At 72.3% G+C, this 11,844-nt stretch carries 12 protein-coding genes; 6 read left to right on the forward strand and 6 right to left on the reverse strand.

Translation table 11 applies throughout. The annotated features are described in order from the left end of the window. Window positions 1–94 precede the first annotated feature (94 nt). From JOE59_RS17985 to JOE59_RS18000, 4 genes are all read left to right on the forward strand, one after another. The gene (locus tag JOE59_RS17985) at window positions 95–724 is read left to right on the forward strand and encodes a hypothetical protein (protein ID WP_204462999.1); all 630 of its coding nucleotides are present in this window, start codon (window positions 95–97) and stop codon (window positions 722–724) included. A gap of 102 nt (window positions 725–826) precedes the next feature. After that, window positions 827–1,534, forward strand: a complete 708-nt coding sequence (locus JOE59_RS17990) for a copper resistance CopC family protein (protein WP_204463002.1) — start codon at window positions 827–829, stop codon at window positions 1,532–1,534. Window positions 1,535–1,553: 19 nt separating this feature from the next. Continuing rightward, complete coding sequence (locus tag JOE59_RS17995; protein ID WP_204463004.1) at window positions 1,554–2,078, forward strand: copper chaperone PCu(A)C; 525 nt, start codon at window positions 1,554–1,556, stop codon at window positions 2,076–2,078. Next, the gene (locus JOE59_RS18000) at window positions 2,078–3,337 is read left to right on the forward strand and encodes a Dyp-type peroxidase (protein WP_204463006.1); all 1,260 of its coding nucleotides are present in this window, start codon (window positions 2,078–2,080) and stop codon (window positions 3,335–3,337) included. The genes JOE59_RS17995 and JOE59_RS18000 overlap by 1 nt, the downstream gene beginning before the upstream one ends. Before the next feature lie 3 nt (window positions 3,338–3,340). On the opposite strand, the gene JOE59_RS18005 is transcribed toward JOE59_RS18000, so the two are convergent. The 3 genes from JOE59_RS18005 to JOE59_RS18015 form a co-directional block, all read right to left on the reverse strand. Next, window positions 3,341–3,871: a GNAT family N-acetyltransferase gene (locus tag JOE59_RS18005; protein ID WP_204463008.1), complete on the reverse strand. Its 531-nt coding sequence runs from the start codon at window positions 3,869–3,871 to the stop codon at window positions 3,341–3,343. 113 nt (window positions 3,872–3,984) lie between these two features. Beyond that, window positions 3,985–4,641 (reverse strand): PadR family transcriptional regulator, encoded by a 657-nt coding sequence (locus JOE59_RS18010; RefSeq protein ID WP_204463011.1) that lies wholly within the window; start codon window positions 4,639–4,641, stop codon window positions 3,985–3,987. Continuing rightward, complete coding sequence (locus tag JOE59_RS18015) at window positions 4,638–5,528, reverse strand: DUF4097 family beta strand repeat-containing protein (protein ID WP_239560373.1); 891 nt, start codon at window positions 5,526–5,528, stop codon at window positions 4,638–4,640. The genes JOE59_RS18010 and JOE59_RS18015 overlap by 4 nt, the downstream gene beginning before the upstream one ends. 354 nt (window positions 5,529–5,882) lie before the next feature. Here JOE59_RS18015 and JOE59_RS18020 point away from each other — a divergent pair, with 354 nt between their 5' ends. After that, the gene (locus tag JOE59_RS18020) at window positions 5,883–6,641 is read left to right on the forward strand and encodes a MerR family transcriptional regulator (protein WP_204463012.1); all 759 of its coding nucleotides are present in this window, start codon (window positions 5,883–5,885) and stop codon (window positions 6,639–6,641) included. A gap of 79 nt (window positions 6,642–6,720) precedes the next feature. On the opposite strand, the gene yczE is transcribed toward JOE59_RS18020, so the two are convergent. Next, window positions 6,721–7,440 carry a membrane protein YczE gene (yczE, locus tag JOE59_RS18025; protein WP_204463014.1) on the reverse strand — a complete coding sequence of 240 codons (720 nt, stop codon included), beginning with the start codon at window positions 7,438–7,440 and terminating at the stop codon, window positions 6,721–6,723. A 62-nt stretch (window positions 7,441–7,502) separates the two neighbouring features. On the opposite strand from yczE, the gene yczR reads away from it, so the two are divergent. Beyond that, window positions 7,503–8,945, forward strand: coding sequence for a MocR-like transcription factor YczR (gene yczR / locus JOE59_RS18030; protein ID WP_204463016.1), 1,443 nt, complete (start codon window positions 7,503–7,505; stop codon window positions 8,943–8,945). A gap of 214 nt (window positions 8,946–9,159) precedes the next feature. On the opposite strand, the gene JOE59_RS18035 is transcribed toward yczR, so the two are convergent. Beyond that, on the reverse strand, window positions 9,160–10,527 hold the full coding sequence (locus JOE59_RS18035) for a hypothetical protein (protein ID WP_204463018.1): 1,368 nt from the start codon (window positions 10,525–10,527) through the stop codon (window positions 9,160–9,162). A gap of 92 nt (window positions 10,528–10,619) precedes the next feature. After that, complete coding sequence (locus tag JOE59_RS18040; RefSeq protein ID WP_204463020.1) at window positions 10,620–11,699, reverse strand: hypothetical protein; 1,080 nt, start codon at window positions 11,697–11,699, stop codon at window positions 10,620–10,622. Window positions 11,700–11,844: the final 145 nt, after the last annotated feature.

Here is an 11,844-nt window from a genome sequence, read left to right on the forward strand (position 1 = left end):
ACTACACCCGCCTCAGGGGGTGTCAAGCACGGCGCACAGCGGTGCCTTGTAGAGTTGTGGCGACTCTTCGAACACTCGACTTCCGGGGGCACTTGTGAACCGTGCGGCGCAGCTCGCGCGTGGCTCGGCTACCGCTGTCGTCGCCCTGTTCCTCGCGGCCTTCTCGCACGGCATCGCCGCCGGCGAGGCTCCCGGCGCGGTCGGGCTCGTGCTCGCGGGCATCGTGGCGCTCGCGGCATCCGTCGCGTTCGTCGGCCGCCGTTCGACCCCGCTGCGCACCACCCTCGCGGTGATCGTCAGCCAGGGGGCGTTCCACCTGCTGTTCGGCGTGGGCGCCGGCGCGGGCGCTTCGAGCGGATCGTTCGTCGTCAGCGGCACCGCCGGCCACCATCAGGCGGTGGCCTTCGTCGACGGCGCCGCGGGTGCTGCGGGTGCTGCGCCGGCCGGTCATGTGCACGCCGACACCGCCATGCTCGTCGGCCACGCGCTCGCCGCGGTCGCGACCATCGTCTACCTGCTCGCCGTCGAGCAGGCCGCGTGGCGAACCCTCACCGCGGCGGCGCGCCGCTTCGTGCTGCGGCTCACCGAGCCGGTGCCGTCGCTCGCACTGCTCGTTCCCGTCGTTCGTCGCGTCCTCGCGACGCGCGTGCCGCAGCTCCGATCCCGTCTCCGCTTCACCGCGCTGGGCTCGCGCGGACCGCCGCTCGTCCTCGCCTCCGCGTAATCCCGCCGACCGGCGGAACCAGAGCATTCCGGATGCCCCTGCGGCCCGCCCACTCGTGAGCGCCGCCGGATCCCGGACCCGAGGAGAGAGACTCCCATCGCAATGAACACCCAGACGACCGCAGTCGCCGCCACGACCACCGACCGCACGACGCGCCTGCGCGCCATGGTGCTCGCCGCCGCAGCACTCACCGTCGCCGCAGGCATCACCCTGGCCGGCGCCTCGCCCGCCTTCGCGCACGACGAGCTCGTGGGCTCGAGCCCCGAGCCCGGCCAGGTCTTCGACACCGCCCCGACCGAGGCCGCCCTCGACTTCTCGAACGACATCATCGAGGTCGGCACGGCGATCGTCGTGGTCGACCACCACGGCGGCGACGTCGAAGTGGGCGACCCCGTGATCGCGGGCGCGCACGTCACGGCCGCACTGCCCGCCAACCTCGAGGGCGAGTACCAGGTGCGCTGGCGCGCCGTCTCGAGCGACGGGCACCCGATCGAGGGCACGATCGACTTCGGAGTCGGCGCCGACGCCACCGGCGTCTGGGCCGAGGAGTCGGCCCATGACGACGCGGCGACCGAAACGGAGCACGCCGACGGCGGCGACCACGAAGCCGATGAGACCGCGCAGAGCGGCCCCGACGGATGGGCCGTGGCCGGCTTCGTCGTCGGAGGACTCGGCATCCTCGCGCTCATCGCCGCCGTCATCCTGAACGCGAAGCGCAAGAGCGCGGGCCCCGGCGCGGGTTCGGGCGACGGTTCGGGCAGCGGCAACGGCACGTCCGGCACGTCCGGCACGTCCGGCGACGACGCCTGAGCCCGGGGGAGCAGAACACATGCGTTCCACTGCGATGACCCCTGCCCTCGGCGCCGCGCTCGCGGCCGTGCTCGCCCTCGCCGGGTGCGCCGGCGGCCAGCCCGCCGAGACCCCCGCCGCATCGGTTCAGGCCGAGGCTGCGGCATCCGTGACCGTCACCGATGCCTGGGTCAAGGCCGGCGACGACGGCATGACCGCGCTCTTCGGCATGGTCGACAACGGCGGCGCGACCTCGATCACGCTCTCGGGCGCCGAGACCGACGCCGCCGAGACGGCCGAGCTGCACGAGACCGTCGAGTCCGACGGCGCCATGACCATGCGCGAGAAGAAGGGCGGCTTCGAGATCGCCGCCGGCGGCCACCTCATGCTCGAGCCCGGCGCGAACCACGTCATGCTCATGGGCCTGACCGGCCCGCTGCAGGCCGGTGACGAGGTCACCGTCACGCTCTCGTTCTCCGACGGCTCGACGCTCGACGTGGTCGCGCCCGTCAAGGATTACCAGGGCGCGAACGAACAGTACGACGAAGGCCACGAGGCGCACTGATGACCGGCGAACCCGGCGGCTCCGGGTTCTCGCGGCGGCATCTCCTGTTCGGAGGCGCCGCCGCGGCCGGAGCCGGTGCTGCGGTCGCGCTCGGCGCGTCGGCCGCGATTCGGGCGGGGAACGATGCCGCGGGTGCCGCGGGTGCGGGCGCGGGTGCCGACGGCGCCGGTGGTACCGTCTCGGAAACCGCCGTCGGCGAGGCGATCGTGCCCTTCCACGGCGTGCACCAGGCCGGCATCGAGACGCCGCCGCAGTCGCACGCGGTCTTCATCGCGCTCGACCTGCTGCCAGAGGTCGACGCGGCGGCGCTCCGCCGCATGCTGCGGGTGCTGAGTGACGACGCCGCGCGTGTGACGCAGGGGCGCGCGCCCCTCGCCGACACCGAACCCGAGCTCGCCGAGGTGCCCGCGCGGCTCACCGTCACGTTCGGCTTCGGCCCGGGGCTCGTCGCCCGTGCCGGTGCCGAGGCCCCGAGCTGGCTGCGGCCCCTGCCACCGTTCGGCATCGACCGCCTCGACCCCCGCTGGAACGACGGCGACCTGCTGCTGCAGATCGGCGCCGACGACGCGGTCACGGTCTCGCACGCGGCGCGCATGCTGCTGAAGGATGCGCGCAGCTTCGCGGCGGTGCGCTGGACCCAACGCGGGTTCCGCCGTGCGGCGGGATCGGAGCCCGAGGGCCGCACGATGCGCAACCTCTTCGGCCAGCTCGACGGCACCGTCAACCCGAAGCCCGGCACGGCGGACTTCGACGAGCTCGTCTGGTCGACGGGGGAACCCGCCTGGATGACCGGCGGCACCTCGATGGTGCTGCGTCGCATCGCCATGGACCTCGACGGGTGGGACCGGGTCGATCGGCCCGGGCGCGAGGCATCCGTCGGCCGCACGCTCGCCTCGGGCGCCCCGCTCACGGGCGAGCGCGAGCACGACGAGCCCGACTTCGAGGCGCTCGGCCCGGTGGGCTTCCCGGTGATCCCCGACTTCTCGCACCTGCGGCGATCGCGGAGCGACGTGCCGGGGGAGCGCATCCACCGCCGCGGGTACAACTACGACGAGGCGCCGGCCGGGGCATCCGTGTCGGATGCGGGGCTGCTCTTCGCCTCGTTCCAGGCCGACGTCGACCGGCAGTACGTGCCGATCCAGCGGCGACTCGACGAGCTCGACCTGCTCAACGAGTGGACGACGCCCGTGGGGTCGGCGGTGTTCGCGATTCCGCCGGGCTGCGCCGAGGGAGGCTACATCGGGGACACGCTCGTGTGAGCCTCATCGCTCGTCGGGCTCGGAGCGAGGAGGCGGTGCGAGGTCGACGACCCAGTCGTTCGTGTGCAGCACGAGACCGGGCTTCACCTCGAACGCCTCCTCGCCGAGCAGGCGGAAGCCCGCCTTGCGGCAGACGGCGTTCGACGGCGGATTGTCGACCCGAGGGTACGCGTGCACGGGCAGCACCTCGCCAGCGGCGCGCGCGGCGTCGAGCATCGCGATGACCGCGGCCGGGGCGATGCCCTTGCCGCGGTACTCGGCCTCGACCGACCAGCCGGCCTCGAGGGCGGGCTCGCCGTGCCAGTCGTGCTGCCAGTAGCCGACGACGCCGACGCCCTCGGGGTGCCCCGGGATCGCGATGCGGAACTGGTGGGCCGTGCCCTCGCGCTGCAGGCGAAGGTACCGCTCGTGCCGGGCGAGCACCTGCTCGTCGTTCTCGGGGCCGCCGAGCTGGTCCATGAGTTCGTGCGTGTTCGCGCGGTGCAGCAGCGCGAGGTCGTCGTCGGACCAGGGGTGCAGCTCGATGTCGGGCATGCCCTCATCACACCACTGCCCGCCGACACGAATGCAGGAGGGCGGCGCCCCGGGGGAGGCGCCGCCCGGTTCAGGGCCCGTCGGGGTCTGGGCCCGCCGGGGTTCGGGGCCGGCTAGTGATCGCCGAGGGTGGCGAGCACGTCGGCGCGCACCTGCGCGAGGCGTGCCCGCAGCAGGGTGACCGTCTCGGGGGTGACCCGACCGCGGCTCGCCCGCGTGCGCAGGTCGGTGCGCAGCTGCTGGCGGAACTCGCTCAGCACGAGGTCGGCCTCGTGCACTGCGCGACTCGTCTCAGCGCGGGCGTCGCCGCCCCATGACGTCGAGGCACCGGCGCCACTGGCAGTGCCCGCGGATGACGCGGAGGTCTTCGTCGACGCGCGCTTGGCCTCTCGGGCGGCGCTCGCGAGCTCGGCGCGGAGCGACCGCATCGCGTCGTTGACCTCGGCCCGCACGCCGTCGGCGAGCCGGCGCACCGAGTCGGTGACCTCGTTCTCGATGCCGTCGAGTTCGTCGCGCCGTGCCTCGAGCTCGGCGCGACCGGCATCCGTGATCTCGTAGACGGTCTTGCGACCGTCGGCGGACTTCGAGACGAGGCCCTCCTCCTCGAGCTTCGAGAGCCGCGGGTAGATCGTGCCGGCGCTCGGGCTGTAGGTGCCGCCGAAGCGGTCGGAGAGCGCCTGGATCAGCTCGTAGCCGTGTCGTGGCTGCTCGTCGAGCAGGGCGAGCAGGTAGAGCCGCAGGCTGCCGTGGGCGAAGACGGGCGGAGTCATGCGGATGCCTCGTCGTCGCTCGCGCCCGAACCGGTCGCCGCGTCGCCGCGGCTCGCGCCCGAGGCATCCGCTGTCGTGCTCGCCTTCTCGCGGCGCATGACCGAGATCGATCCCGAGACGCTGTTCGCGCCGAGGTCGAGCCAGGTGCCCGAGAGTTCGCCGGTGACGCGCTCGAAGCCTTTGCCCAGCATGCCCTTGATGGTCGTGTCGTCGATGAGCACCGTGCCGCCGACGGTGTTGATGCGGTAGCGGGCGCCGGACCCGGGGGCGAAGCGCACCGTGAGGTCGCCCGCGACGGTGTTCGTGTCGATGCGGTCGGGGGTGCTGAATGCGTCGAGGATCATGTTGCCCGAGACCGTGTCGGCGTTGAACGAGCGGATGTCTCCGGTGGCGACGACGTCGCCCGACACGGAGTGCGCGGTGATGCGGCCCGTGTGGTTGCCGGCCGAGACCTCGCCCGAGACGGTCGAGAGTTCGACGTCGCCCTCGTGGTTGTCGAGCACGAGGTCGCCCGAGACGGTCGAGAGCTTGGCGTCGGTCGTGAAGCCCGAGACGAGTGCGTCGCCCGAGACCATGCCGAGCTTCATGACGACATGGCGCGGGGCGAGGATGGACACCTCTGCCTTCGCATTGCCGGCCCAGCCCTTGAAGACGTCGATGAAGTTGTCCCACCGCAGTTGCGGGTGGTCGATCTCGAGGGAGTCGCCGTCGATCTCGATCTTCAGGTCTTTGCCGGTGACGTTGGAGACCTCGATGCGGGCGCCGGGCTCGTCGTGGGCGATCACGTCGACCTTGCCGCCGATGAGGCTGACCTTGAGCTTGCGAACCAGTTCGAGGTCGATGACCCGGGTCTCTCCGGGGTTGATGACCCACTTCTCGATGGACATGCGGTGCTCCTTCTGTCGCGGTTGCGTTCTGTGCGGGGTGCGGATGCCGCGGCATCCGCTGCCCTCGAAACCTGTGACGCGATATATCGCGTATCTGATGAGAACACGATATATCGCGTTTGCGCGCAATGCAAGTCGCCGGTTCCAGCGGAGATACGATCCGGCGCGCCGAGTGCGGCTCGATCGGCGCGGGGTGGCGGATCGTATATCCGCGGGAATGACTCGCCGAGGTTGGGGGGAGCGGCCGGGGGCCGGATGCCCCGGTGCTTGACATTGACGCAGCGTCAACCTCTACCGTGGCAGATGCGGGGCGCGAACGCCCCGATCACGAGAGACACGAGAGAGGAGCACGCCGTGGACTGGTCGATCCAGGAGATCGCGAAGCTCGCCGGCACGACGAGCCGCACGCTGCGTCACTACGACGACATCGGGCTGCTCGCCCCGACGCGCATCGGCTCGAACGGCTATCGCCACTACGACGACGCCGCGCTCGTGCGCCTGCAGCGCATCCTGCTGCTGAGGGAGCTCGGGCTCGGCCTCCCCGCGATCGGCGACGTGCTCGACCGCGAGGCGAGCGCCCCCCACGCGCTGCGCAGTCACCTCGAGTGGCTGCGCGGCGAGCAGCAACGGCTGGCGCGGCAGGTCGCGTCGGTCGAGCACACCATCGATGCATTGGAAGGAGGTGAACGACTCATGGCGGAGAACATGTTCGACGGCTTCGACCACACCCAGTACAAGGAGGAGGTCGAGGAGCGTTGGGGCACGGACGCGTATGCGAAGAGCGACGCCTGGTGGCGCTCGATGAGCGCCGACGAGAAGGCGGCATGGCAGCAGCGGATGTCGCAGCTGGGCCGTGACTGGATCGCGGCGTTCGAGCGGGGTATCGACCCCGCGGGCGACGAGGCGCAGGCGCTCGCGCAGCGGCAGTTCGACTGGCTGCGCGGCATTCCGGGCACGCCCGGCGGCGGCGGTGCGGGCCCGAGCAAGGAGTACTTCCTCGGTCTCGCCGAGATGTACGTGGCCGATGAGCGCTTCGGCGCGAACTACGGCGGCCAGGCGGGTGCCGAGTTCGTGCGGGACGCGATGACCGCGTACGCGGAGCGCGAGCTCTAGCGCTTCGTCGCCTCCGACGCGGAGGTGCAGTCGCCCCCGAGGTGTCCCGACCTCGGGGGCGACTGCCGTCTCAGCGCGGTCAGGCCGCGGGCTCGGCGGATGGCACGGAGGCGACGGATGGCGCGGGCGCCGCGGCATCCGCCGGCTCGACGTTCGGCTCGGTCGGCGTCGTGACCGCAGGGCGCTTGATCGCGAACATCGGGATCGTGATCCCGCACAGCGGGCCGACGAGCAGCGCGAAGGCGACGGTGCCGATGCCGACGTTGCCGCCGAGCGCCCAGCCGACCGCGAGCACGACGAGTTCGATGCCGGTGCGCACGATCCAGATCTTCCAGCCGGTGACGCGGTGCAGGCCCGTCATGAGGCCGTCGCGCGGGCCGGGGCCGAAGTGCGCGCCGATGTAGAGGCCGGTGGCGATGGCGAGCACGACGATGCCGGCGGGCAGCAGCAGCACGCGCACCCAGAGGTCGAGGCCCGGCGGGATGAGCCAGAGGCCGAGGTCGGCCGCGGGGCCGACGAGCAGCGCGTTCATGACGGTGCCGAAGCCGAGTCGTTGCCGCAGCGGGATCCAGAGCAGCAGCACGATGCCGCTCAGGATCACGGTGATGAGCCCGAAACCGAGGTTCGTCTGCTTCGCGATGCCCTGGGTCAGCACGTCCCACGGGGCGACGCCGAGCTCCCCGCGCACGATGAGGGCGATGCCGATGCCGTAGAAGAGCAGGCCCACGAAGAGCTGGACGAATCGGCGCACGAGCACGGGCGTCGGATCGGGGGAGGCGAAGCGGATGGAGCGGGGCATGCTGCAATCCAATTGCATGATTGGCCTGTTCGCAAAGAGCCAATTCGTCTAAAGTGGCTCGCATGGCGGAGTCCACACTGACGGCACGGGCACTCGAGAACCTGCTCGGCGACTGGCGCACGGGCGCCGGCAGCGCGTATCACGCGCTCGCCGAGCGCATCCGGCTGCTCGTGCTCGACGGGCGCATTCCCGTCGACACCCGGCTGCCGGCCGAACGCGATCTCGCCGAGCGCCTCGGGCTCAGCCGCACGACCGTGACCGCCGCGTACGGGCATCTGCGCGGGCAGGGCCTCGTGCTGAGCGTGCGCGGCTCGGGCAGTGTCGCGCGATTGCCCGGTGCGCCGTCCATCCTGCCCCCGGCTCCGGCCGCCGACTACATCGACTTCTCGAAGGCGGCTCCGCCCGCTCTGCCCTGGCTGCCAGATCTCGCCCGGCAGGCCGTCGAAGACCTGCCCGAGCATCTCGGCGACGCGGGATTCGACCCGATCGGCACGCCGGCGCTGCGCGCTGCCATCGCCGATCGCTATACGGCGCGCGGGCTCCCGACGACGCCCGAGCAGATCATGGTCACGATCGGCGCGCAGCACGCGATCGCCCTGCTCTCGCGGGCGCTCGTCGGTCGCGGCGACCGGGCGATCATCGAGGCGCCGACGTATCCGCACGCCTACGAGGCGCTCCGGGCCGCCGGTGCCCGGCTCGTGCCGGTCGGGGTCTCGCCTCGCGACCCCGCCGATCCGGCCGGCCGGGCCGAATCCGAAGCGCTCGTGCGCGCGATCGGGCACTCCAACCCCGTCGCCGCCTACCTGATGCCCGACTTCCAGAACCCCACGGGGCGCTCCTTGAGCGCCGAGGCGCGCGAGCGCGTGCTCGACGCGGCTGCCCGCCAGGGCACCGTCATCGTCGCCGACGAGACGACCGGCGAACTCGACATCGACCGCGCGGAGTCGTTGCTGCCGATGGCCGCCTACGGCCCGGCGATCATGGTGGGCTCGGTCGGCAAGACCGTCTGGGGCGGCGTGCGCGTGGGCTGGATCCGCGCCGACCGACCCCTCATCCGTCGTCTGCTCGCCGTGCGGTCGCCCGGCGACCTCGGCACGCCGATCATCGAGCAGCTGCTCGTCACTCGCGCCCTGCCGCACATGGACGACATCCTCGACCTCCGCCGCGAACAGCTCCGCGCGGGGCGCGACCGGCTCGAGGGGCTGCTCGCGCACGCGTTCCCCGAGTGGCAGGTGCCGCACGTCGACGGCGGCATCGTGACGTGGGTCGGTCTCGGGGCCGCGGTGAGCTCCCAGCTCGCACTCGCCGCGCGCTCGCAGGGACTCATCATCGCCGCCGGGCCGAGGTTCGGCATCGACGGCGCCTTCGAGCGATTCCTGCGGCTGCCCATCTGCTATCCGGCCGAGACGATGGATGCCGCGGTGCAGGCGCTCTCTCGCGCCTGGCGCTCGCTGTCTGGGGCGGCGCCCGTGCCCGACCAGAGCCTGCTCGCCTCGGTGATCTGAGCCGTCGAGCGCCTGAGCAGCGAGGCCGGCCGCGCGGAACGGAGTGCGGGGCGGCTCGACGACTGCGCTCGTCGGGCCGCCCCGACCGGCCGCGGTGCGGGCACACCGGGCCTGCCGTGCCGCACGGGTCTGCGGCACGGAGTCTGTGGGGCAGTGATCTGCCCGGGGGTGCGAGCCCGGCGCCGGTAGGGCGGCGCCGGGCCCATCCCGTTCGCTAGCGCTTCAGCGCGAACCGCCGGAACCCGACGAGCACGAGACCCGCGAGCATCGCGAGTGCCGCGAGGCCGAGGCCCGACGCGTCGGTGCCCGTGGATGCGAGCGTCGACGCGTCCGCGCCGTCGCCGGTTCCGCCCGAACCGCTTCCCGAGGCGACCGTCGAGCCGCCGCCGTCACCCGGAGTGGTGGGCGTCGTGGGGTCGGTCGGATCCGTCGGGTCGGTGGGATCCACCGGATCGACGGGATCGACGGGGTCCACCGGGTCCACCGGGTCCACCGGGTCCACCGGGTCCACCGGGTCGACGATCGTCGTCGCCCCGTCGGTCTCGCTGTCGCCGATCACCGAGATGGCATTGCCGCCGGCCGTCACGGGCAGGGACAGGTTCGGCAGCAGCTGTGTTCCCCCGAGCAGCCCGCCGTTCCCATCCGTCGTCGCCGAACCGCCCCCGGTTCCTGGCGTCACGACCGTCTCGGCACCGGTCGACGTGCTGTCGCCCACTCCCGAGATCGCGTTGCCTCCGACCGTCACCGGCAGGCCGATCGACGGCAGCAGCTGCGTGCCGCCGAGGATCGAGCCGTCGCCGCTGGTCTCGGCTGATCCGCCGTTCGAGCCGGAGCCCGAACCGACGCTCGTGGCCGCGCCCTCGCTCGTCGAGTCGCCGATGAGCGAGATGGCGTTGCCGCCGACCGTGATCGGCACCGCTGCGCCGATGATCGCCTGCGTGCCGCCCAGGACCCCGTCGTCGCCGCTGGTTGCGGCGTCCGTGCCCGAGCCGGACTCCGTGCCGGTTCCCGACTCGACCGCCGTCCCGGCATCGGCGCTGCTGCTGTCGCCGATGAGCGAGATGGCGTTGCCGCCGAGGGTGATGGGAATCGACACGTCGACGAGTGCCTGCGTGCCGCCGAGCAGGGAGTCGTCCCCGCTCGTCTCGGCCGCTGCCGGCGCCGTTGCGCCCTCGCCCGCAGTGGGCGCGGGTGCCGGAGCGACCTCGGTGGTCGCGTCCTCCGTCGACGAGTCGCCGACGACGGAGATCGCGTTGCCGCCGATCGTCACCGGCACCGACACGTCGATGAGCGCCTGGCTGCCGGAGCCGATCCCGTCGTCACCCGACGTGACGGCGACCGGTTCGGCCGTCTCCCCGCCGGTGACCTCGGTGCCCGCGTCCTGCGACGACGAGTCCCCGATGAGCGAGATCGCGTTGCCGCCGAGCGTGATCGGCAGGTCGATCGAGATGCCGGCTTGGGTGCCCGACAGGATGCCGTCGTCGCCCGTCGTCTCCGACGCGTGGGCGACTCCGGCGCCGAGGAGCGAGAGGCCCCCGGCGAAAAGGGTCGCATAGAGCGCCCTCAAGAGCAGTTTCTTCATGATCCAGTCCTCCTGAACTGATGGGTGAGGTCGCTCCCAGGGCAGGGAGCGATGACCGTCTTCCGCCTCAAGAGCAGGCGGAACGGCCCCCGTCAGTCAGGGGTGGAGTCGGTGTCGTAGACCGGCGACGACGGCAGCGCGTCGTCGACCGAGTGGAGTGCGCGCGACGCGAGCGCGTCGAGTTCGAGGGCGGCGTACGCCGCGTCTGAAGTTCCGGATGCCGCACCGCCGCCGCTGCCCGCAGCGCCGGTGCCCGAACCGCCGACGCCGAGCGCCGGTGCCCCGAGCGCGGGCGAGCCGTCGCCACCCGGCGAGCCGCCGTCGGACGACGTGATGCCGCCGATCTCGGAGTCGATGGCCGGTGCGAGGTTCGTGGTACCCGAGCTTCCGGAGGTGCTCGAGAGCACGGCGTTCTGCCCGCCTGCGGCGGTGCCGGGCGGAGCGCCGGTGCGGCCGGGCGGTGCGGGTTCACCGGGTACCTGGCCGCCAGGGTCGGTGCCGTCGGTTCCGCCCGGGAGCAGCGGGATCGACGGGAGCTGGGGGAGCACGCCGCTGCCGTCGGTGGGCAGCGGCGGCGAGGTGCCGACGACGGTGCCGAGCGTGTCGTCGACGAGGCCCGCCACGGGGCCGAGCACACCGCCGACCGTTCCGTTCGGGAGCAGTGCTCCGACGATCGGGAGCTCATCGACGATGCCGTCGACCAGTCCGGCGACCGGGGTCGTGATGCCGCTGACGGTGTCGCCTCCGGCGATGTCCGAGACGGTGCCGGTGACGCCGTTGACGATGGTGCCGACGGCCGCGTTGCCGCCGCCGATCACGGTGTTGACGGTCTCGGTGACGGTGTCGACCGCTTCGGGCACGACCGCTTCGACGGGTTCGGCGACGGGTTCGGGCAGCACCTCGACGACGGGTTCGACGACCCGGTCGACCGGCGTGACGACCGTCTCGACGACGTCGTCCACGACGCCGCCGACGGCTCCCGTGACCTCGGTCACGCCACCGAGCAGCGAGCCGACGGTGCCGAGCAGACCGCTGCCCGAGTCGCGTTCATCGGCCGAGGCGCTCGGGGCGCTCGAGAACAGCGAGATGACGAGCCACACGGCGGTGAGGGAGGCCGCGAGGAGGGCGTAGCGGAGCCACGGCACCTGCCGTGCAGCATCCGCGGAGCTCATCGCCACCCCTCTTCGTTCCCCTGTTGGCCACCCTATGGGGGGTTCTTCTCGCGACGATACCCCCCGGACGGGGGCCAATCGGGACCACTTCGCCGACATGGCGGGCACGGATGTCGCGTGAATTTCACCGGCATGTGATATCCCC

It is taken from the genome of Agromyces cerinus (assembly GCF_016907835.1).
GTDB lineage: Bacteria > Actinomycetota > Actinomycetes > Actinomycetales > Microbacteriaceae > Agromyces > Agromyces nitratus.

Coding starts and splice junctions, on each gene's coding strand:
- JOE59_RS18040 (WP_204463020.1), bottom strand. CDS start 11,699: ATGAGCTCCGCGGATGCTGCACGGCAGGTGCCGTGGCTCCGCTACGCC.
- JOE59_RS18015 (WP_239560373.1), bottom strand. CDS start 5,528: ATGTCCATCGAGAAGTGGGTCATCAACCCCGGAGAGACCCGGGTCATC.
- yczE (WP_204463014.1), bottom strand. CDS start 7,440: ATGCCCCGCTCCATCCGCTTCGCCTCCCCCGATCCGACGCCCGTGCTC.
- JOE59_RS18005 (WP_204463008.1), bottom strand. CDS start 3,871: ATGCCCGACATCGAGCTGCACCCCTGGTCCGACGACGACCTCGCGCTG.
- JOE59_RS18035 (WP_204463018.1), bottom strand. CDS start 10,527: ATGAAGAAACTGCTCTTGAGGGCGCTCTATGCGACCCTTTTCGCCGGG.
- yczR (WP_204463016.1), top strand. CDS start 7,503: ATGGCGGAGTCCACACTGACGGCACGGGCACTCGAGAACCTGCTCGGC.
- JOE59_RS17990 (WP_204463002.1), top strand. CDS start 827: ATGAACACCCAGACGACCGCAGTCGCCGCCACGACCACCGACCGCACG.
- JOE59_RS17995 (WP_204463004.1), top strand. CDS start 1,554: ATGCGTTCCACTGCGATGACCCCTGCCCTCGGCGCCGCGCTCGCGGCC.
- JOE59_RS18000 (WP_204463006.1), top strand. CDS start 2,078: ATGACCGGCGAACCCGGCGGCTCCGGGTTCTCGCGGCGGCATCTCCTG.
- JOE59_RS18010 (WP_204463011.1), bottom strand. CDS start 4,641: ATGACTCCGCCCGTCTTCGCCCACGGCAGCCTGCGGCTCTACCTGCTC.